Origin of the sequence: Streptomyces sp. NBC_01171, from assembly GCF_045039805.1 — a bacterium.
Classification (GTDB): Bacteria; Actinomycetota; Actinomycetes; order Streptomycetales; family Streptomycetaceae; genus Streptomyces.
Genome location: NZ_CP108609.1, coordinates 2,599,516 through 2,618,833, shown reverse-complemented (window position 1 = coordinate 2,618,833; position 19,318 = coordinate 2,599,516). Strand labels below are relative to the sequence as shown.

General features: G+C 72.9%; 17 protein-coding genes and 1 pseudogene. 13 read left to right on the top strand and 5 right to left on the bottom strand.

Annotated features, from left to right (window positions below; all coding sequences use genetic code 11):
* The first annotated feature begins 15 nt into the window (after positions 1–15).
* Together sucC and sucD are read left to right on the top strand one after the other, a co-directional pair.
* Complete coding sequence (gene sucC, locus OG448_RS11890; RefSeq protein WP_030811901.1) at positions 16–1,200, top strand: ADP-forming succinate--CoA ligase subunit beta; 1,185 nt, start codon at positions 16–18, stop codon at positions 1,198–1,200.
* Positions 1,201–1,228: 28 nt separating this feature from the next.
* Entirely contained in the window at positions 1,229–2,113 is an 885-nt protein-coding gene (gene sucD, locus OG448_RS11885; RefSeq protein ID WP_030811903.1) for a succinate--CoA ligase subunit alpha, read from the top strand.
* An 81-nt stretch (positions 2,114–2,194) separates the two neighbouring features.
* On the opposite strand, the pseudogene OG448_RS11880 reads toward sucD, so the two are convergent.
* Positions 2,195–2,989 (bottom strand): annotated as a pseudogene (locus tag OG448_RS11880) (RNA polymerase sigma factor); the annotation flags it as partial.
* 153 nt (positions 2,990–3,142) lie between these two features.
* Between OG448_RS11880 and OG448_RS11875 the strand changes: the two are divergent.
* The gene (locus tag OG448_RS11875; RefSeq protein ID WP_405553399.1) at positions 3,143–4,813 is read left to right on the top strand and encodes a DUF6350 family protein; all 1,671 of its coding nucleotides are present in this window, start codon (positions 3,143–3,145) and stop codon (positions 4,811–4,813) included.
* Here OG448_RS11875 and OG448_RS11870 read toward each other — a convergent pair.
* Entirely contained in the window at positions 4,810–5,577 is a 768-nt protein-coding gene (locus tag OG448_RS11870) for a hypothetical protein (protein WP_405553398.1), read from the bottom strand. The two genes, OG448_RS11875 and OG448_RS11870, sit on opposite strands and share 4 nt — an antisense overlap.
* A 269-nt stretch (positions 5,578–5,846) precedes the next feature.
* Here OG448_RS11870 and purN point away from each other — a divergent pair, with 269 nt between their 5' ends.
* Positions 5,847–6,485, top strand: coding sequence for a phosphoribosylglycinamide formyltransferase (gene purN, locus OG448_RS11865; protein ID WP_403385124.1), 639 nt, complete (start codon positions 5,847–5,849; stop codon positions 6,483–6,485).
* Positions 6,482–8,053, top strand: coding sequence for a bifunctional phosphoribosylaminoimidazolecarboxamide formyltransferase/IMP cyclohydrolase (gene purH, locus OG448_RS11860; RefSeq protein WP_405553396.1), 1,572 nt, complete (start codon positions 6,482–6,484; stop codon positions 8,051–8,053). The genes purN and purH overlap by 4 nt, the downstream gene beginning before the upstream one ends.
* 75 nt (positions 8,054–8,128) lie before the next feature.
* Here the strand turns inward: purH and OG448_RS11855 are convergent, their stop codons facing one another.
* A complete protein-coding gene (locus OG448_RS11855; RefSeq protein WP_405553394.1) occupies positions 8,129–8,725 on the bottom strand; it encodes an RDD family protein in 597 nt (198 codons plus the stop codon).
* Positions 8,726–8,986: 261 nt separating this feature from the next.
* Between OG448_RS11855 and OG448_RS11850 the strand changes: the two genes are divergently transcribed.
* The 4 genes from OG448_RS11850 (at position 8,987) to OG448_RS11835 (ending at position 12,794) form a co-directional block, all read left to right on the top strand.
* Positions 8,987–9,841 carry a bifunctional methylenetetrahydrofolate dehydrogenase/methenyltetrahydrofolate cyclohydrolase gene (locus tag OG448_RS11850; protein WP_161191042.1) on the top strand — a complete coding sequence of 285 codons (855 nt, stop codon included), beginning with the start codon at positions 8,987–8,989 and terminating at the stop codon, positions 9,839–9,841.
* A complete protein-coding gene (locus tag OG448_RS11845) occupies positions 9,831–10,295 on the top strand; it encodes a DUF3017 domain-containing protein (RefSeq protein WP_405553392.1) in 465 nt (154 codons plus the stop codon). Before OG448_RS11850 ends, OG448_RS11845 begins: the two co-directional genes overlap by 11 nt.
* A gap of 304 nt (positions 10,296–10,599) precedes the next feature.
* A complete protein-coding gene (locus OG448_RS11840; RefSeq protein WP_405553390.1) occupies positions 10,600–11,496 on the top strand; it encodes an XRE family transcriptional regulator in 897 nt (298 codons plus the stop codon).
* Between the two features lie 308 nt (positions 11,497–11,804).
* On the top strand, positions 11,805–12,794 hold the full coding sequence (locus OG448_RS11835) for a malate dehydrogenase (RefSeq protein ID WP_405553388.1): 990 nt from the start codon (positions 11,805–11,807) through the stop codon (positions 12,792–12,794).
* A 65-nt stretch (positions 12,795–12,859) separates the two neighbouring features.
* Here the strand turns inward: OG448_RS11835 and OG448_RS11830 are convergent, their stop codons facing one another.
* On the bottom strand, positions 12,860–13,546 hold the full coding sequence (locus OG448_RS11830) for a siderophore-interacting protein (RefSeq protein ID WP_405553386.1): 687 nt from the start codon (positions 13,544–13,546) through the stop codon (positions 12,860–12,862).
* Between the two features lie 391 nt (positions 13,547–13,937).
* On the opposite strand from OG448_RS11830, the gene OG448_RS11825 reads away from it, so the two are divergent.
* Both OG448_RS11825 and OG448_RS11820 read left to right on the top strand, forming a co-directional pair.
* A complete protein-coding gene (locus OG448_RS11825) occupies positions 13,938–15,659 on the top strand; it encodes a hypothetical protein (protein WP_405553385.1) in 1,722 nt (573 codons plus the stop codon).
* Entirely contained in the window at positions 15,649–15,996 is a 348-nt protein-coding gene (locus OG448_RS11820; RefSeq protein ID WP_405553383.1) for a hypothetical protein, read from the top strand. Before OG448_RS11825 ends, OG448_RS11820 begins: the two co-directional genes overlap by 11 nt.
* Positions 15,997–16,524: 528 nt before the next feature.
* Here the strand turns inward: OG448_RS11820 and OG448_RS11815 are convergent.
* Positions 16,525–16,704: a hypothetical protein gene (locus OG448_RS11815; RefSeq protein WP_405553381.1), complete on the bottom strand. Its 180-nt coding sequence runs from the start codon at positions 16,702–16,704 to the stop codon at positions 16,525–16,527.
* Positions 16,705–16,885: 181 nt separating this feature from the next.
* On the opposite strand from OG448_RS11815, the gene OG448_RS11810 reads away from it, so the two are divergent.
* The gene (locus OG448_RS11810) at positions 16,886–17,533 is read left to right on the top strand and encodes a hypothetical protein (RefSeq protein WP_405553379.1); all 648 of its coding nucleotides are present in this window, start codon (positions 16,886–16,888) and stop codon (positions 17,531–17,533) included.
* Between the two features lie 222 nt (positions 17,534–17,755).
* Positions 17,756–19,276 (top strand): aldehyde dehydrogenase family protein, encoded by a 1,521-nt coding sequence (locus OG448_RS11805; protein ID WP_405553378.1) that lies wholly within the window; start codon positions 17,756–17,758, stop codon positions 19,274–19,276.
* The last annotated feature ends 42 nt before the right edge of the window (positions 19,277–19,318 follow it).

The window sequence follows — 19,318 nt, the reverse complement described above, 5'->3', positions numbered from 1 at the left end:
TAGGGACGGAAGCGCGTGGACCTGTTCGAGTACCAGGCGAGGGACCTCTTCGCCAAGCACGATGTACCGGTGCTGGCCGGTGAAGTCATCGACACGCCTGAGGCGGCGCGCGAGATCACCGAGCGTCTGGGCGGCAAGTCCGTCGTCAAGGCGCAGGTGAAGGTCGGTGGTCGTGGCAAGGCCGGCGGCGTCAAGCTCGCCGCCACCCCGGACGAGGCCGTCGCCCGCGCGACGGACATCCTCGGCATGGACATCAAGGGCCACACGGTCCACAAGGTGATGATCGCCGAGACCGCTCCGGAGATCGTCGAGGAGTACTACGTCTCCTTCCTCCTCGACCGTGCCAACCGCACCTTCCTCTCCATCGCCTCCGTCGAGGGCGGCATGGAGATCGAGGAGGTGGCGGCCACCCGCCCCGAGGCCGTCGCCAAGACGCCGATCGACGCCATCGACGGTGTGGACGAGGCCAAGGCCCGCGAGATCGTCGAGGCCGCCAAGTTCCCGGCCGAGGTCGCGGACAAGGTCGTCAACGTCCTCATCAAGCTGTGGGACACCTTCATCAAGTCGGACGCCCTCCTCGTCGAGGTCAACCCGCTGGCGAAGGTCGCCTCCGGCGACGTCCTCGCGCTCGACGGCAAGGTGTCGCTCGACGAGAACGCCGAGTTCCGTCACCCCGAGTACGAAGAGCTGCACGACAAGGAAGCGGCCAACCCGCTCGAGGCCGCCGCCAAGGCGAAGGGCCTCAACTACGTCAAGCTCGACGGCCAGGTCGGCATCATCGGCAACGGCGCGGGTCTCGTCATGAGCACCCTGGACGTCGTCGCGTACGCCGGTGAGAAGCACGGCAACGTGAAGCCCGCCAACTTCCTGGACATCGGTGGCGGCGCCTCCGCCCAGGTCATGGCGAACGGCCTGGAGATCATCCTGGGCGACCCGGACGTCAAGTCCGTGTTCGTCAACGTCTTCGGCGGCATCACCGCCTGCGACGAGGTCGCCAACGGCATCGTCCAGGCGCTGAAGCTCCTCGAGGAGCGCGGCGAGAAGGTCGAGAAGCCGCTCGTCGTCCGCCTCGACGGCAACAACGCCGAGCTGGGCCGCAAGATCCTCACCGACGCCGACCACCCGCTGGTCCAGCGCGTCGACACCATGGACGGCGCGGCCGACAAGGCCGCCGAGCTGGCTCACGCCGCCGCCAAGTAAGCACTCAGGACGAGGACACCAACACACCATGGCTATCTGGCTCAACAAGGACAGCAAGGTCATCGTCCAGGGCATGACCGGCGCCACCGGCATGAAGCACACCAAGCTCATGCTGGGTGACGGCACCGAGGTCGTGGGCGGCGTCAACCCGCGCAAGGCGGGTCAGACCGTGGACTTCGACGGCACCGAGGTACCCGTCTTCGGCACCGTCAAGGAGGCCATCGAGAAGACCGGCGCCAACGTCTCCGTCATCTTCGTGCCGGAGAAGTTCACCAAGGACGCCGTCGTCGAGGCGATCGACGCCGAGATCCCGCTGGCCGTCGTGATCACCGAGGGCATCGCCGTGCACGACACGGCCGCCTTCTGGGCGTACGCCGGCAAGAAGGGCAACAAGACCCGGATCATCGGCCCGAACTGCCCCGGCATCATCACGCCGGGCCAGTCCAACGTCGGCATCATCCCGGGCGACATCACCAAGCCGGGCCGCATCGGCCTGGTCTCGAAGTCCGGCACGCTGACGTACCAGATGATGTACGAGCTGCGTGACCTGGGCTTCTCGACCGCCGTCGGCATCGGTGGCGACCCGATCATCGGCACCACGCACATCGACGCCCTGGCCGCGTTCCAGGACGACCCCGACACCGACCTGATCGTGATGATCGGTGAGATCGGTGGCGACGCCGAGGAGCGCGCGGCCGCGTTCATCAAGGACAACGTGACCAAGCCGGTCGTCGGCTACGTCGCGGGCTTCACCGCGCCCGAGGGCAAGACGATGGGCCACGCCGGCGCGATCGTCTCCGGTTCGTCCGGCACCGCCCAGGCGAAGAAGGAGGCCCTCGAGGCCGCGGGCGTCAAGGTCGGCAAGACGCCGACCGAGACGGCCAAGCTGGCGCGGGAGATCCTGAGCGCCTGACGCTCGGCGCCCCAGGGCAGCACACCGGCGGGCCCGTCCCCTTCTGGGGGGCGGGCCCGCCGCTGTTTTCCGCGCCCGGGGTCAGCCGGGCGACGGCGCCAGCCGTTCCGGGCCGTTGCCCGACTCCCCGCGCAGCTTGGCGCGGAGGGTCAGCTCGGTCGACGAGAGCGGGCCGAGGGCGGGGGCCGGGGGCACCCCTCGCACGGCCTGGGCGGGGGCGACGGGCGCCTCGTAGTGCGTGGGCGCCGTGCGCAGGGTGAGGCCGGTCGCGCCGATGATGGCGACGGTGAAGGCGATGGCGGCGCGGGTCCAGAAGGCGTTGCGGCGCTCGCCCGAGGTGCGGACGGTGGTCGGGGCGTCGGCGCGGAGCCGTTCGGTGGAGGCGAGTTCGGTCAGGCGCCGGTGCAGGGCGGCCGGGTCGGCCAGCTCCGGTACCTGGGCGGCGACGGCCTCGCGGGCGCGGGTCAGCCGGCCGGCCGCGGCCGGGGTGCTCGCCTCGGTCTCGGCCGCCGTCTCGGGCAGGTCGAGCCCGACGCCGTCGTACAGCAGGAGGGTGCGGCGGTAGGAGGGCGGGAGCCGGAGCAGCGCGTTCAGCAGGGCGCGGTCGTCGGGGTCGGCGGGTGGGGGCTCGGGGGTGCGGTAGCGGGGGCGGAAGCCGTGCCAGGGGGAGAGGGCGTACTCGTACGCCGTCGCCCGGACCCAGCCGCCCGGGTCGCGGTCGCGGGCCACCTCGGGCCAGCGCTGCCAGGCCGCCTGGAACGCCCGCTCCACCGCCTCGCGGGCCAACTCCCGCCGCCCGGTGAGCAGATAGGTCTGGCGGACCAGGGCGGGGGCGCAGAACGCGTACAGCGCGTCGAACGCCTGATCAGGGGTCAGGGAGAGTGCGGTGCTCTGCGTCACGGCTCACCCCTCTGTGTGAAAAGGCACATAAACATATATTGGGCGACACTTCGGAGGTTCGCCTGTTACGCCGGGAAAGCGCGTGTCGTTGGGAGCATGGCGGGCGTGATGCCGCTGACACTCCGTCGCATGTCGTCGTCCCTGCGGTCCCGGATGCGCGACCGTTCACCCGGCCTCGGGCCCGCGCTGGCGGGCGGTGCGCTCGCGGCCGGGCTCGGGCTCGGCGCGTGCGCGGCGCTGGTGATGGTGCTGTGGGTCAGTTCGCCCTACCCGGACAGCGGGCCCGGCGGCGCCCTGCATGTCGCGGCCGCGCTGTGGCTGCTGGCGCACGGGGTCGAACTGGTCCGCGCCGAGACGCTGTCCGGGGCGCCCCAGCCGGTCGGGCTGACCCCGTTGCTGCTGCTCGCGCTGCCGGTGTGGCTGGTGTACCGGGCGGCGCGGGACGCCACGGACGCGTCCGACGAGCCCGACGGCCCGCCGCCGGTCCCTGCGCGTACGGCGTGGACGGGGGTCGTGCTCGGTTACCTCGGCGTGGGCGCGGCTGCCGCGTTGTACGCCTCAACGGGTGAACCCCGGCCCGAGTGGCTCTGGGTGACGGTGTGTCTGCCGCTGCTCGTCGGCGGCGCCGCGGGGGTCGGCGTCTGGGCGGGCTCCGGACGGCCGCACCCGCCTGTCTCCTCCCGGCTGCCGCACTGGGTACGTGTGGACGCGCTCGGTACGGCGGCCCGCGCGGCCGGAGCGGCCACGGCCGTGCTCACCGGGGGCGGGGCGCTGCTGCTCGGCGCGTCCCTGGTCTGGCACGGGGACGCCACCCGGCTGGCGTTCACCCAGCTCACCGAGGGGTGGACCGGCCGGCTCACGGTGCTGCTGCTCGCCGTCACGCTGGTCCCCAACGCGGCGCTCTGGTCGGCCTCGTACGCGCTCGGCCCCGGATTCGCGCTCGGCGCCGGGCACATGGTGCATCCCCTCGCCTCGGACCCGGCCCCGCTGCTGCCTCCGTTCCCGCTGCTCGCGGCCGTCCCCGACGCGGGGCCCGGCACCCCGCTGAACTGGGCGGTCGCCCTGGTGCCGGTGGCGGCCGGGGTGACGGCGGGCTGGTTCGTGGCGGCGGCCGCCGTGACACGGGCCCGGCCCTGGCTGCACTGGTCGGCGGGACGGAGCGTCGGCGTCCTGGCCCTGGCCGCCCTGATCTGCGCCCTCGCGCTCACCCTCCTCGCCGAACTCTCCGGCGGCCCGCTGGGTACCTCGGCCCTCTCCCGCTTCGGTCCCCTGGGCCTGCGGACCGGCCCGGTGGCCGCCCTCTGGCTCCTCCTCCTGGGCACCCCGGTAACCCTCACGGCGAGAGCCTGGCACCTCCACGGTCTTCGTCGCGCGGGCGTCCTGCCGTCCCGCAGATCCCGGAAGCGCACCTGGCGGACGCGGGCGAAGGCGTCCCGCGCAGCGGAGGCACCCCCGAAGGTCCCGGCCCCCGCCCCGGAGCCGAAGCAGGAGGACCTCTACGACTTCCTGGAGTCGGACACCCCGGAGGCAGCACCCGCACCCCGGACCCCGGACCCGGCCGCGGCCCTCCCGCACCGGCCCGCCGCCGAGGACACCACCGGCGCTCCCGAGCCTCACCACCCCGAGCCCGCCGACGTCTCGTCCCGGCCTCCGGAGGCCACCCCGGACCCGTCCGAGCCGCTCCCGAGCGAAACCGCTCAGCAGCCCCGCACATCCGAGCCGACCGAAACCCTGGCCCGGACCCCGGACGCCGCCTCGGACCCGGCGGACCCGAACCCCACCCCCGGAACCAACCCCTAGGAGTTCGCCGACCCCAGCACCCCCCGCAGGTTCTCCGGCAGGAGCTGCTCGCAGGACTGCTTCGACTGCTGGGTCAGTGCGTCGTTCACGCAGGTGTAGTAGTCGCGGTACACGAGCTGGACGCTGAAGACCGCCGCGACCAGGACGAGGGCGAGGCCGGCGGTGATCATGCCGGTGATGGCCGCCGTGACCTGGGGGCGGGCGGTGGCGGGCCGGGGCTCGTCCGGGGAGGGGGTGCGGGGCTCGGCGCGCAGGGAGCTGCCGCCCCAGTAGAGGGCGAGGGCGCCGAGCAGGAGGGAGACGTAGGGCCAGCCGAGGAGGACGAAGAAGACGGCCCACATGCCGGACAGCAGGGCGTACCGCGCGCGACGCTGGGCGGGGTCCGTCGGGTCCCAGCGCTGCTTGCTCGTGCCACCACCGCCCTGGCCCTCCGGACCCGCGCCGGGACGCTCACCGAAGCCGCCGGGGGCGCGGCCGGGCTGGCGGTCGCTCCACTGGCTGCCCCAGCGGGAGTCCCCGGGCCCCTCCTGGCCTCCGTGACCCTCGGGGTGACGCGGGCGCCACGGCTGGTCGGGACGGTCCTCGGGCGGGGGCGCGTAGGGGTTGTCGTCCTTGCGGTCACCGCCCCGGTCGTCGTCGCCGCGGCCGCCGGAGGGTGCCTGGGGCGGCGAGGTCGGCCGCTCCCGCAGCAGGACAACGCCACGCTCGCCCTCCTGGCCGGTCAGCGGCGGGAACGTGAGGAGTCGCGGGCTGCGATCGGGCATCAAAGGAGCGTCTTCCCCTAGGTGATTCGAAGTCCGACATGAGCTGTCATCCCGTGAACGCGCCGCACGACGGCCGCGTTCCCGAGCCGGCTCGTCCAGAACGCTACCTTCCGGCCACGCCCCCGTCCCGTGGGGGCCGTCCGGAGTGCCGGTATCGTTGCTGGCGGCCGGCCGCTTCGTAGACTTCCCCGTATGGCGGGACGTGAAGCATTCGTACGACCGTACAAACGTCGGCCGGACACACCGCCGTCCCGAGAAAGGGCCCCATCGTGGCCGCCACCCCTGCCGGTCCAGCGGCCCGGCGACTCGTCGTGCTGGTCTCCGGTTCCGGCACCAACCTCCAGGCCCTGCTGGACGAGATCGAGCGCGTCGGTGCCGAGGCGTACGGCGCGCGGATCGTCGCCGTGGGGGCCGACCGCGACGGCATCGAGGGGCTGGCCCGCGCCGAGCGCGCCGGGCTGCCGACCTTCGTGTGCCGGGTGAAGGACCACCCGAGCCGGGAGGAGTGGGACGCGGCGCTCGCCGAGGCGGTCGCCGCCCATGACCCGGACCTCGTGGTCTCGGCCGGCTTCATGAAGATCGTCGGCAAGGAGTTCCTGGCCCGGTTCGGCGGGCGGTTCGTCAACACCCACCCGGCCCTGCTGCCGAGCTTTCCGGGGGCCCACGGCGTACGGGACGCGCTCGCGTACGGCGCCAAGGTCACCGGCTGCACCGTCCACTTCGTCGACGACGGCGTCGACACCGGGCCGATCATCGCGCAGGGCGTGGTGGAGATCCGGGACGAGGACGACGAGAGCGCGCTGCACGAGCGCATCAAGGACGTCGAGCGAAGGCTGCTCGTCGAGGTCGTGGGGCGGCTCGCCCGCAACGGCCATCGCATAGAGGGACGAAAGGTAGTTATCCCGTGACCGCCACCGCCGAGAGCACCAAGCGGCCCATTCGCCGGGCGCTCGTCAGCGTCTACGACAAGACCGGCCTGGAAGACCTCGCGCGCGGGCTGCACGAGGCCGGGGTGGAGCTGGTCTCCACCGGGTCCACCGCGGCCCGTATCGCCGCCGCGGGCGTCCCCGTCACAGCGGTCGAGGAGCTGACCGGCTTCCCCGAGTGCCTGGACGGCCGGGTCAAGACCCTGCACCCCAAGGTGCACGCGGGCATCCTCGCCGACCTGCGCCTGGACAGCCACCGCGAGCAGCTCGCCGAGCTGGGCGTCGCGCCGTTCGACCTCGTCGTGGTCAACCTGTACCCGTTCCGGGAGACCGTCGCCTCCGGCGCCTCGCCCGACGAGTGCGTGGAGCAGATCGACATCGGCGGCCCGTCCATGGTCCGCGCCGCCGCCAAGAACCACCCCTCGGTCGCCGTGGTCACCAGCCCCGAGCGGTACGCCGACGTGGCCGCCGCCGCCCAGGAGGGCGGCTTCGACCTCGCCGCCCGCAAGCGGCTGGCCGCCGAGGCGTTCCGGCACACCGCCGCCTACGACGTGGCCGTGGCCGACTGGTTCGCCACCGAGTACGCCCCGGTCGACGACTCCCCCTTCCCCGACTTCCTCGGCGGGACCTGGGACCGCGCGCACACCCTGCGGTACGGCGAGAACCCGCACCAGCCGGCCGCGCTGTACGTGGAGCCGGGTGCCGAGGGCCTCGCGCAGGCCGAGCAGTTGCACGGCAAGGAGATGTCGTACAACAACTACACCGACACCGACGCCGCCCGCCGGGCCGCGTACGACCACGACGAGCCCTGCGTGGCGATCATCAAGCACGCCAACCCGTGCGGCATCGCGGTCGGCGCGGACGTGGCCGAGGCGCACCGCAAGGCGCACGCCTGCGACCCGCTGTCCGCGTTCGGCGGGGTCATCGCGGTGAACCGGCCGGTCAGCAAGGAGATGGCCGAGCAGGTCGCGGAGATCTTCACCGAGGTCATCGTGGCGCCGGACTACGAGGAGGGCGCGCTGGAGGCCCTCTCCCGGAAGAAGAACATCCGGGTGCTCAGGGCCCCGCAGGGTCCCGCCGCCACCGTCGAGATCAAGCCGGTCGACGGCGGGGTGCTGGTCCAGGAGACCGACCGGCTCCAGGCCGACGGCGACGACCCGGCCAACTGGACGCTGGCCAGCGGTGACGCGCTCTCCCCGGCCGAGCTGGCCGAGCTGGCGTTCGCCTGGAGGGCGTGCCGTGCGGTGAAGTCCAACGCGATCCTGCTCGCCAAGGACGGCGCCTCGGTCGGCGTCGGCATGGGCCAGGTCAATCGCGTCGACTCCTGCAAGCTGGCCGTGGAGCGGGCGGGCGAGGAGCGGGCGCGGGGTGCCTTCGCGGCCTCCGACGCGTTCTTCCCCTTCCCGGACGGACCGCAGATCCTGATCGACGCCGGGGTGCGGGCCATCGTGCAGCCGGGCGGCTCGATCCGGGACGAGCAGGTCGTGGAGGCCGCCAAGGAGGCGGGCGTGACCATGTACTTCACGGGCACGCGGCACTTCTTCCACTGAGCACGCGAGAACGCGAAAAGCGGCCGCCCGCTCCCCTCGCGGAAGGGGAGCGGGCGGCCGCCTGTCGTGTGGCGCCTACTTGGTGCGGATGACGATCGAGCCGCAGACCTTGTCGGAGAAGGTCTGGCGCTTGGAGTCCCACGCCGGCCACAGGTAGCCGAGGTAGCACGGCAGGCTGTCCAGCATGTGGGCGAGCTGGCGCACGAACGCCATGCCGCCGCCGAGCGGCTGGCCGGTGTCCTCCTTGAGCGTGCGGGTGCCGACGACCTTCTTGCCGATCGTCTGCCCCGTCTTGCCCTCCTGGATGATCTGGTAGACCACGAAGGCGATCATGAAGAGGAAGCCGACGAGCGAGAGCGCCGGGATGTTCGCCTTCACGCCGATGAGCACGAGCGGCAGGTACGCCACCATGTAGAGGATGGTGTCGATCAGCCTGCTGAGGAACCGCTGGCCCCAGTTCGCGTACTGCGGCTGCTGGTAGCCGTAGCCGGGCTGCTGCGGGTAGCCGTAACCGCCCTGCTGCGGGACCGGGGGCGCCTGCGGGTAGCCGTAGCCGGGCTGCGGGGGCACGCCCTGCGGCGCCTGCGGGTAACCGGGCTGCTGCGGCTGCCCGTACCCCTGCTGGGGGTCCTGCGGCTGACCATAAGGGTTCTGGGGCGAGCCGAAACTCATGGCTGGATTCCTCCGTCGGTACTGCGGGAACGAGCGGACAGCACGGAGGAACGTCAAGATCTGAGCGGTTTGCCCCCCACCGGACCGCGATGTATGCGCCGTTCATCGTTGTGGAGCTGTCACGCGTTGTCCAGCCGCATTCGCGAGGCGTTGTGCAAGTGCAACATCAGCGATCATCGGAGGACATCTGGGACGCGACGGTGGCGGAGCCCACGCGGACCGGATTGGAACCGGGGGGCCGTCATCCGCGAGGATGGGTGCATGACCGCCCAGATTCTCGATGGCAAGGCCACCGCAGCCGCGATCAAGTCCGATCTGACCGCCCGCGTGGCGGCGCTGAAGGAGAAGGGAATCACGCCCGGCCTCGGCACCGTCCTGGTCGGTGAGGACCCCGGCAGCCAGAAGTACGTCGCGGGCAAGCACCGTGACTGCGCCCAGGTCGGCATCGCCTCCATCCAGCGCGAACTCCCCGCGACGGCGACGCAGGAGGAGATCGAGGCGGTCGTCCGCGAGCTGAACGAGGACCCCGACTGCACCGGCTACATCGTCCAGCTCCCGCTGCCCAAGGGCATCGACGAGAACCGCATCCTGGAGCTGATGGACCCGGAGAAGGACGCCGACGGCCTCCACCCGATGAACCTCGGCCGCCTGGTCCTCAACGAGCCCGCCCCGCTGCCCTGCACCCCCAACGGCGTGCTCACCCTGCTGCGCCAGTACGGCGTGGAGACCAAGGGCGCCGAGGTCGTGGTCGTCGGCCGCGGTGTGACCATCGGACGCTCGATGCCCCTGCTGCTCACCCGGCGCAGCGAGAACGCCACCGTCACCCAGTGCCACACCGGCACTCGTGACCTGGCCTACCACCTCAAGCGGGCCGACATCGTCGTCTCGGCCGCCGGTGCCCCGCACCTGATCCGCGCCGAGGACATCAAGCCGGGCGCGGCCGTGCTGGACGTCGGCGTCTCCCGCAACGCCGAGGGCAAGATCGTCGGCGATGTCCACCCGGACGTCGCCGAGGTCGCCGGGTGGATCTCCCCGAACCCCGGCGGGGTCGGCCCGATGACCCGCGCCCAGCTCCTGGTCAACGTGGTGGAGGCGGCGGAGCGGCGTGCCGGCTGACGAATCCGGGGAGCCGCAGGTGCGGGACGCGATCAGCGCTCCCGACGCGCAGGGGCGCACCAGGCGCATCACCCGCCGCTTCCCGCTGTTCACCAAGGACACCGCGCGCCCCGAGGGCGGCGGCCGGGCCGCGGGCAGTGACGCCCCGGCGCCCGCCCGGCAGTGGCCGGTGCTGGTCGTGCTCTCCGCCGTCGCGCTCGGCCTGCTGCTGGTCGCCTTCGACGTGACCCGCGCCGGGCTCCTGCTGATCGGCGCGGCCCTGCTGGCGGGTGCCGTGATGCGCTGGACGCTGCCGGGCGTCGGCATGCTGGCCGTCCGTTCCCGCTTCACGGACATCGTGACCTACGGGGTGCTGGGCCTCGTGATCGTCCTGCTGGCCCTGATGGTCCAGCCGGAACCCTGGCTGCGGGTCCCCTTCCTCAAGGACACGCTCCACTTCACCGTGTCCAACTAGCGCTCCGCGCAAGGCCGGTGGCTCGCCCCCACCCCCGATCAGGGGCGAGCCACCGGGACTTCACCCTGGCGGGCCGGGTGGGTGCCGGGCAACGTCCCGCCGTGCGCTGTGGCACGGAGGTGACCGTTCCGCCACCGTGTCCGCGCCCTGCCACATCCGAGCAAATGGCGCCGGAACAAGGGCAGTTCGCCGGATACGTGCCGAACACCCCCCTCCTGCGGGCTACCGTGGAGCGGGGGCGGTTGTGTGACGCGGGGAGGCGTCGCGGGGCCCGCCGGGGGAGGAGCGAGGGGGGGAGCGACCCATGGCTCGTTGGAAAGCGCTGCCGGAGGAACTCGACCCGCAGATAGGGGAGTTCACCCGTCAGTTGCGGCGGCTCGTGGACCAGCGGGGTCTGAGCGTCGCCGCGCTGGCCGACCGCACCGGGTACAGCAGGACGTCCTGGGAGCGGTATCTGAACGGGCGGCTGCTCGCACCCAAGGGGGCCGTCGTCGCCCTCGCCGAGGCCACCGGGACCGACCCGGTCCACGTCACCACCATGCGGGAGCTGGCCGAACACGCCTGGAGCCGGGCGGAGACGCGGCACGACCGCACGACGGAGCAGATCCGCATCACCCACGCCCGCGCGGAGCCGGACGACTTCGGTGGGAGTAGGGGGACGACGACTGTCGCCGCCCCGCCGATGACCCCGCCCCTCGCCGAGCCCCCGGCGGGAAAGCGCCGCGCCCTGCTCTTCCTCACGGGCGCGACTGCCGTACTCGTCGTCCTCGGCACCGTCTTCCTGCTCACCGGCCGGGGTGACGGCGAGGGCACACCGGAAGCAGCCAGGTCCCCCTCGTCGTCCGCCACCAGGGCCGCCGATCTGCCGCCGGGCGTCAAGTGCGTGGGCGTCGGCTGCGCCGGCAAGGACGCCGAGGCCATGGGGTGCGGCGGCGACCTGGTGACCACCGCCAGGACCGCCACCGTCGGCGCCACCAACCTGGAGGTCCGCTACAGCAGGACGTGCGGCGCGGCCTGGGGCCGGATCACCGGTGCCGCCCCGGGCGACCGGGTGCGCGTCACCGCGGACGGCGAGAGCCGGCGGGGTGAGGCCGTCGCCGGGGAGACCTACACGTACACGCCGATGGTCGCCGTCGGCGGCGCGGGCGAGGCCGAGGCGTGCGTGACCCTGGCCTCGGGGCGCACCGGGTGTACCGAGTAGCCGGAGTTTTCCGGTGCGGCACGCATGGGACGCCGGAACCGGGGCACACGGACCTGTACCCCCCCACGGGAGTCCGGTGAGCCGGTACCCCCACCGGCGGCCGCCTTCGTCTTCCTCTCCCGGACGGGCGGCCGCTGCCGTGTGCGGCGGCGGGCCCCGCGAGGCCGGGCTGTGGGGCGGGCCACAGGGCCCCGGACGTCCGGCATGCCGGATGCGCGATAGCCTGACCGCTGATCTCTCTTGACGCCAAGAGATCGATCATCCGCACGGGGCAGGGACGCCCCACCGCCAGCCATACGGAGAACGCCATGACCCGCACTCCCGTGAACGTCACCGTCACCGGCGCGGCCGGCCAGATCGGTTACGCCCTCCTCTTCCGCATCGCCTCCGGGCAGCTCCTCGGCGCGGACGTGCCGGTCAACCTCCGCCTCCTGGAGATCACCCCCGCGCTCAAGGCCGCCGAGGGCACGGCCATGGAGCTGGACGACTGCGCGTTCCCGCTGCTGAGCGGCATCACCATCACCGACGACCCGAACGTCGCGTTCGACGGCACCAACGTCGCCCTGCTGGTCGGCGCCCGCCCGCGCACCAAGGGCATGGAGCGCGGTGACCTCCTGGAGGCCAACGGCGGCATCTTCAAGCCGCAGGGCAAGGCCATCAACGACAACGCCGCGGACGACATCAAGGTCCTCGTCGTCGGCAACCCGGCCAACACCAACGCGCTCATCGCGCAGGCCGCCGCCCCGGACGTACCGGCCGAGCGCTTCACCGCGATGACCCGCCTCGACCACAACCGCGCGCTGACCCAGCTCGCGAAGAAGACGGGCACCCCGGTCTCCGAGATCAAGCGCCTGACGATCTGGGGCAACCACTCCGCGACCCAGTACCCGGACATCTTCCACGCCACGGTCGCGGGCAAGAACGCCGCCGAGGTCGTGGGCGACGAGCAGTGGCTGGCCGACGACTTCATCCCGACCGTCGCCAAGCGCGGTGCCGCGATCATCGAGGCCCGCGGTGCCTCGTCGGCCGCCTCCGCCGCCAACGCCGCCATCGACCACGTGTACACCTGGGTCAACGGCACCGCCGAGGGCGACTGGACCTCCATGGGCATCCCGTCGGACGGCTCCTACGGCGTCCCGGAAGGCCTGATCTCGTCCTTCCCGGTCACCACCAAGGACGGCAAGTACGAGATCGTCCAGGGCCTGGACATCAACGAGTTCTCCCGCGCCCGCATCGACGCCTCGGTGCGGGAGCTGGCGGAGGAGCGCGACGCGGTCCGCGGTCTCGGCCTCATCTGAGCCCCGCACGCACGAGTGACGGGCCCCCTCCGGTCTTCCGGACGGGGCCCGTTCCCGTGTCCCGGTTACTCCAGGCCGCGCTTGCCCGGCGCCCAGAACGGCTTCGTCAGCACCGAGCGCCGGTCCCAGCCCGCGTCCCGCAGCACATGCCGAACCGCCTGCGCGGTGCGCGCCTCGCCGGCGACGTACGCCACCCCGCCCGGCGCGGGCGCCAGGCGGCCCACCGCCTCGGGCAGCGGGACCGTGCCGCGCAGCACCCAGTCGAGCCGTCCGGCGTGGGCCAGCGGGAGCCGGTCGTCCGCCGTGCCGGTCTCGACACAGCCGGAGACCCGCGCCCCGTCGGGCAGCGCGGCGAGCATCGCGCCGAACGCGACGGACGCCGTCTCGTCCCCGACGAAGACGTGGTGCGCGGCGTCCGGGCGCAGGGTGAAGGAGCCCTCCGGCTTGCCGAGGCGCACCTCGTCGCCCGCCGCCGCCTCGCGCGCCCAGCGGGCACCGGGGCCGTCGCCGTCGTGGTCCAGCACACACAACTCCAGTGCGCCGGACGGCTCGTAGCGCCACACCGAGTAGGTGCGCCGGGTGAGCGCGGAGCCCACGAGCACCCGGACCTGCTGGCCGGGGAGCACGTCGAGCCCGGCCAGCGGGTCGCCCTCGATCCGCAGGCGCCGCATCCGTGCGGTGAACCGTTCCACGGCGGTCACGGTGCCCCGGAGCATCAGCAGATCGAGGACAGGGTTCAGCAGCGCGGGCATGCACGGCTCCTAGAAGTGGACAACTCGGGTCTACCGGACCGGAGTTGATCATCGGTGGGGGGAGGAGGGCGATGCTACGCGCTCCGGAGCGGGGGTGGCGGACCGGAGGGTACGGTTCCGGCCTCCGTACCCCGTGATCACCAGGGCCGCCGCCGCCGCGGCGGCGGGGGCGGCTGCGCCGGCCGATCGCGACGCGCTCGCCGCGCCCGGGCTCGCGCGCCAGGTGGTGGGCAGCGTCGGACCTGTCCGGACCACGCGTGGCTGCGCGCCACGGTGAAGGAGCGGACGGCCGAGCGGATTCCGGTTTCCTGACCACCTGTCACCCCTCTATGCTCAGCGGTCGTCGTCCATGTCCTCGTGGGCGAGGGACTTCCATGCATCGGGGGATGGCATGAGCAGTGCTCAGGTGCCGCCGCAGGCGGAGCGGACGTCGGCCGAGCGGGTGCCGGTCCATCCACCGCCCGTCCCGCCCCACACCAGCGAGGCCACCCGGCTGCTGTGCGCGGGCGCCTATCTGGACTCCGGCTACCGCGACCGTGTCATCGAGGAACTCCACCTCAACGAGCAGCGGATCGTGGCCCCTTCGCTCGGCTTCGACGCGGCGAGGGTGCTGGCGCACGCGCTGCGGGCCCGGCGGCAGGAGTTGGTCTGGGCGGGCGCGATCACCGGGCTGTGGCTGGTCGGCATGCTGCTCAGCGGTGGGCTGCTCGCGCTGTACCTGTGGCCCAGCATCTGGCTCGCGCTCGCCCCCTGGCTGCGCGGGTGGACAGTGATGCCCCCGCAGTACCGGCTGGTCCTCGCCTTCCTGGCGCGGTGGTGGGGGCGGGCGTGTTTCGCCGCGCTGTTCGTGCTCACCGTCGTGACCGCGTTCGGTGGAGGTCCGTCGCCCGAGCCGTCCTACGATCCGTACGGGTACGAGTACGGCGGTTCCGAGGACCTCTCCGGCTCGCTCACCCCGGCCGTGGAGACGTGGCAGGCGTGGTTCACCCTCGTCGTACTCGCGCTCATCGCGCTGTGCGTGCACGCCCAGCGCACCCAGTTCAGCCGGGCGCTGGCCGGCGAGCTGTCCCCGCAGCGCTTTCCGGACGCCGCCGCCGACCCCGCCGAGCAGGCGCCGAGCCCGCGTTTCCAGCGACTCAAGCAGCGCATCCGGCTGGAGCAGCACGCTCCGCTGGTCATGTACCACGAGGCCCGGCCCTTCTGCGGGGCCGGAGACGCGTACGACACCTGGGTGCTGGCGGTGGAGCTCAAGCCGGACGAGATGGCGAAGGATCGGCAGCCGCTCAGCAACCGGGCGATCCTGGAGAAGATCCGCCCCCGCCTGGAGCAGCTCCGCGTACCGGCCGAGTACGCGGGTCCGGGTGTCCGGGACCGGCTGCGCTGGCTGGAGATCGACGAGTGCGTTTTCCTCCCGGTGGAGGGACTGCTCAAGCGGGAGCAGGCGCCGTACACCGCCGAGGCGTTCGAGCAGCACCGGGCGCGGGCGGTGGAGGAGGGGGCCGAGAAGCGGCGGCACTTCCTGCGGGTGCGGGTCGGCGGCTGGGAGGAGGAGCTGGTCGTCACCGTGTACGTCCGCGTCCACACCCAGGGCGGCATGCTGATGCTGGAGATCGCCCCGCATGTGCTGACTCCGGTGCGCGAGGACTTCAAGGACGCCGACCGTGCCGCCCACCGGTTCCGCCACAACAACTCCGCCGGCAAGGCCGTCACCGCGCTCGTCGTGGTACCGCGCTCCGTCGGGCGGGCGCTCGCCCAGCTCGGCCGGGGTCTGGTGCACGGCTGGCGGCTGCTGACCGGCGGTTACGCGGATGCCCTGCCCGACGGTCCCGCGCTCTCGGTGCGCGAGCTGGGGTCCACGCCCGTCGGCTCGCTCTTCCAGGAGATGGACGTGGTCCGGTACCTGCGCGGGGTGCAGGACCGGGTGACCGACGGGGTACGGTCCGCGCTCGCCGAATCCGGTTACCAGACCGGGGAGTTCGTCCGGAAGGTCGTCAACATCCGCAACGGGGACGTGCACATCGGCCGCGTCGACGGCAGCACCTTCGCCGTCGGCAGCCATGCCACCGCCACGGGCGCGCCCGCGCCGCAGAAGGGAGCCGGCCATGACCGGTGAGGAGCCGAACGTACGCATCGGGGACGTGTCGGGGAGCACCTTCGCCATCGGCAGCCACGCCCACGCCGAGAGCCACCAGCACGGTACGGGCGTCCCCGTCGACCAGGAACTCCTGGCTGCGGTACGGGAGTTGCGCGCCGACCTCGCGCGGGTGCGCGGCACCGAGCAGACGGCCGCGCTGGGCGAGGCGCTCGCCGACACCGAGGCCGAGATCACCCGCACCGGCCAGGCGGGCCCCACTCGCCGCGAACGTCTCCGGGAACTCCTCGCCGACTCCCAGGCCCTCCTCGGCGTCCTCGCCTCGGCGGGCACCGTGGCCGGCCTGCTCGGAATCTGACCGCAACACCAAAAGGGGGGCCGCGATGAGCGGGGGAGAACGGCACTGGAACGAGGACACCCAACGCTGGGAGGAGGGCCCCGCCCCCCGCCCCGCTTCAACCCCACCCCCACCATCCCGCCCGGCCTACGCCCCGACCCCGGCCTGGCCCCCGGCCGAGCCCGGGGAGGCCGGCAAGCCGCCGGCGTCGGAGCCGGCCGACCCCACGGAGGCCGCCGCCCCGACCTCCACCTGGCCCCCGGCGGACCGCCGCACGCCCCCTGCCCCCGGCGGCCCACCGACCGACTCCTCGGCTCCCGATGACCCCGCGCCCGACGCGCGTCCCTCGGCTGAGCCCTCGGTGTCCGCCGATCCGTCGGTCTCCGTGAGTCCGTCGACCGGCGCGTCGTCCCCGGCTGAGCCTTCGGCGTCCGCCGACCCCTACGCCTCTGCCGGTCCGCCGACCGGCGCCCGGCCCTCGGCCGACCCCTCGGCCCCGGCCGAGCCCCCGGCGTCCGCCTGGCCGCCCGCGGGCCGGCGTACGCCCCCTCACTCCTCCTGGCCCCCGGCCGGGCCTTCCGTGGCCGGGGAGCCGTCGGCCGGTGCCTGGCCGCCGGCCGAGTCCTCTTCGCACGCGGAGCCACCGACCGCCTCGTGGCCCCCGGTCGAGCCGTCCGCCCCCGCTGCTCCGCCGGCCGCTGCCCGGCCGCCGGCCGACTCCTCGCCCACGACCGCCACCTGGCCCCCCGCGCCCGACTCCCCGACCGCTGCCTGGCCCCCTACCGCTCCGACCTCGACCTTCCCCGCCGCGGCACCCTGGCCCCCCGTAGACCCCTCGCCGCAGCCCGACGGCCCCAGCCGTCGCCTCCTCTGGTCCGTCATCGTCGGTGCGGCGGCAGCCGGTATCGCGGTGAGCCTCGTGTTGGCCCTGGTCGTCGGCAAGGACAACGACGACGACCGGAGCCGGCAGGGCCAGGGGCACACCTCCTCCGCTCCTGTGACCCGTAGCCCGAGCCCCGTCAGGAGTTCGCCCGCGCCCAGCCCCTCGCCCAGCGCGCCGCCCGCCGGATATGAGCTGCGTGACGACGGCGAGGGGTTCCGGGTGGCCGTGCCCGAGGGGTGGACGCGGGCCACGGTGCCGTCGGAGTACGGGATGGCCGTGGTGAACTTCCGCAGCTCCGACCGGGAGCGGAGGCTTCAGGTGTACGAGGTGTCGGAGGCCAGTCCGGAAGCGTCCTTCGAGCTGTACCTGTCGGACCAGACGGCGAAGCCGCGTGGGTTCGAGAAGCTGGCGCTGACCAACCTGGACGAGGGGGACTTCACCGGCTCCCGGCTTGAGTACCTCGCGGACACCATCCGGAACGAGCCCGAGGTCGGGACCTGGCACGTCTACGACGAGCGGTTCGTCGCCGCCGACGGCAAGATCTACGCGCTCGCGGCGTACGGCCCGGACGCCGACGGCAGGGAGGACGAGCTGGACCTCCTCACCACCGCGCTCGCCTGGTTCTGCCCGCCCGGCATGAACTGCGCCCCGGCCGGGAACGCGGCGCTGGACTGATCGAATCGACCCGGTTCGCGGGAGTGCGTACCGCCGTCGTGATCTACGCCACCCTCAGACGCCCGATTCCTCCACCTTTCCCCCGTAATTTCCGTGACCCAGCACACTTTCGGCCACTGAATGCGCATGCGTTTCACCGGCCGAGGGCATGCGGTCATCCGCCCGGACGTGGCAGCTCTGTCACACAGGGCGTCTGAACAGGAACGGAAGGCAAAACCGATCATGGCGGACAGAACCGAACGACCGGCCGAGGCCACCATCCACGCCGGAGGCGAGTGGCTGGAAGCGGACTCCGGTGCGACCCGCGAGATCCTCGACCCCGCGGACGGCAGGCCCTTCGCCGTCGTCGCGGAGGGTGACGGCAAGGACGTCGACCGGGCGGTGGCCGCCGCCCGCCGCGCGTTCGACGAGGGCCCCTGGCCGCACACCCCGGTCGCCGAGCGCGCCGCCCTGCTGCGCCGTGTCGCCGACCTCCTGGTCCGCGACCGTGAGGAGCTGGGCCTGCTGGAGAGCAGGGACGCGGGCAAGACCGTGGAAGAGGGCCGCGTCGACATCGACTGCGTCGCCGACGCCTTCCGCTACTTCGCGGACCTGGTCGCCGCCGAGGCGCCCGGCCGGGTGGTCGACGCGGGCTCGCCCGACATCCACAGCGTCGTCGTGCACGAGCCGGTCGGTGTCTGCTCGCTGATCACCCCCTGGAACTATCCGCTCCTCCAGGCAAGTTGGAAGATCGCCCCGGCGCTCGCCGCGGGCAACACCTTCGTGATCAAGCCCAGCGAGATCACCCCGATGACCACCATCGCGCTCATCGAACTGCTGGTGGAGGCCGGACTCCCCGAGGGCGTCGCGGGCCTGGTCACCGGCCCCGGCCACACCGTCGGCGCCCGCCTGGCCGACCACCCCGACGTCGACCTGGTCTCCTTCACCGGCGGCCTGGTCAGCGGCGTCAAGGTGGCCCAGGCCGCCGCGCCGAGCGTGAAGAAGGTCGCCCTGGAACTCGGCGGCAAGAACCCCAACGTGGTCTTCGCCGACGCCTGCGCCACCGAGGAGGGCTTCGACACCGCCGTCGACCAGGCCCTCAACGCCGCCTTCATCCACAGCGGCCAGGTCTGCTCGGCGGGCGGGCGCCTCATCGTCGAGGAGTCCGTCCGGGACCGCTTCGTCGCCGAACTCGCAAGCCGCGCGCGGAAGATCAGGCTCGGCCGCGGCACCGTACCCGGCGTCGAGTGCGGCCCGCTCGTCTCCGAGCAGCAGCGCGCCAAGACCGAGGACTTCGTCGCCTCCGCGCTCGCCGAGGGTGCCACCCTGGTCTGCGGTGGCAAGCGCCCCGAGCCCACCGCCGACCGCCCCGAGTCCGGCTACTTCTACGAGCCGACCGTCCTCGACCACTGCCACCGCGAGATGCGCGTCGTGCGGGAAGAGGTCTTCGGACCCGTCCTCACCGTCGAGACCTTCCGCACCGAGGACGAGGCGGTCACCCTCGCCAACGACACCGAGTACGGCCTCGCGGGCGCCGTCTGGACCGCCGACCCCGGCCGCGCCCGCCGCGTCGCCGCCCGGCTGCGGCACGGCACCGTGTGGATCAACGACTTCCACCCCTACCTGCCGCAGGCGGAGTGGGGCGGCTTCGGCAAGAGCGGCACCGGCCGCGAACTGGGCCCCGCCGGCCTCGCCGAGTACCGCGAGACCAAGCACGTGTACCAGAACCTCGCCCCGAGCCCGGTGCGCTGGTTCGCGGGCTGACCCCGGCCCCCTCCAGACCTCCGTACGACCTCCCCGCCCCCA

Bases quoted from the DNA above. Each gene is read 5' to 3' on its own strand.
- OG448_RS11820 (WP_405553383.1), top strand. From the start codon at position 15,649: ATGACCGGTGAGGAGCCGAACGTACGCATCGGGGACGTGTCGGGGAGC.
- OG448_RS11825 (WP_405553385.1), top strand. From the start codon at position 13,938: ATGAGCAGTGCTCAGGTGCCGCCGCAGGCGGAGCGGACGTCGGCCGAG.
- OG448_RS11835 (WP_405553388.1), top strand. From the start codon at position 11,805: ATGACCCGCACTCCCGTGAACGTCACCGTCACCGGCGCGGCCGGCCAG.
- OG448_RS11855 (WP_405553394.1), bottom strand. From the start codon at position 8,725: ATGAGTTTCGGCTCGCCCCAGAACCCTTATGGTCAGCCGCAGGACCCC.
- OG448_RS11805 (WP_405553378.1), top strand. From the start codon at position 17,756: ATGGCGGACAGAACCGAACGACCGGCCGAGGCCACCATCCACGCCGGA.
- OG448_RS11850 (WP_161191042.1), top strand. From the start codon at position 8,987: ATGACCGCCCAGATTCTCGATGGCAAGGCCACCGCAGCCGCGATCAAG.
- OG448_RS11840 (WP_405553390.1), top strand. From the start codon at position 10,600: ATGGCTCGTTGGAAAGCGCTGCCGGAGGAACTCGACCCGCAGATAGGG.
- OG448_RS11830 (WP_405553386.1), bottom strand. From the start codon at position 13,546: ATGCCCGCGCTGCTGAACCCTGTCCTCGATCTGCTGATGCTCCGGGGC.
- OG448_RS11870 (WP_405553398.1), bottom strand. From the start codon at position 5,577: ATGCCCGATCGCAGCCCGCGACTCCTCACGTTCCCGCCGCTGACCGGC.
- OG448_RS11875 (WP_405553399.1), top strand. From the start codon at position 3,143: ATGTCGTCGTCCCTGCGGTCCCGGATGCGCGACCGTTCACCCGGCCTC.
- sucD (WP_030811903.1), top strand. From the start codon at position 1,229: ATGGCTATCTGGCTCAACAAGGACAGCAAGGTCATCGTCCAGGGCATG.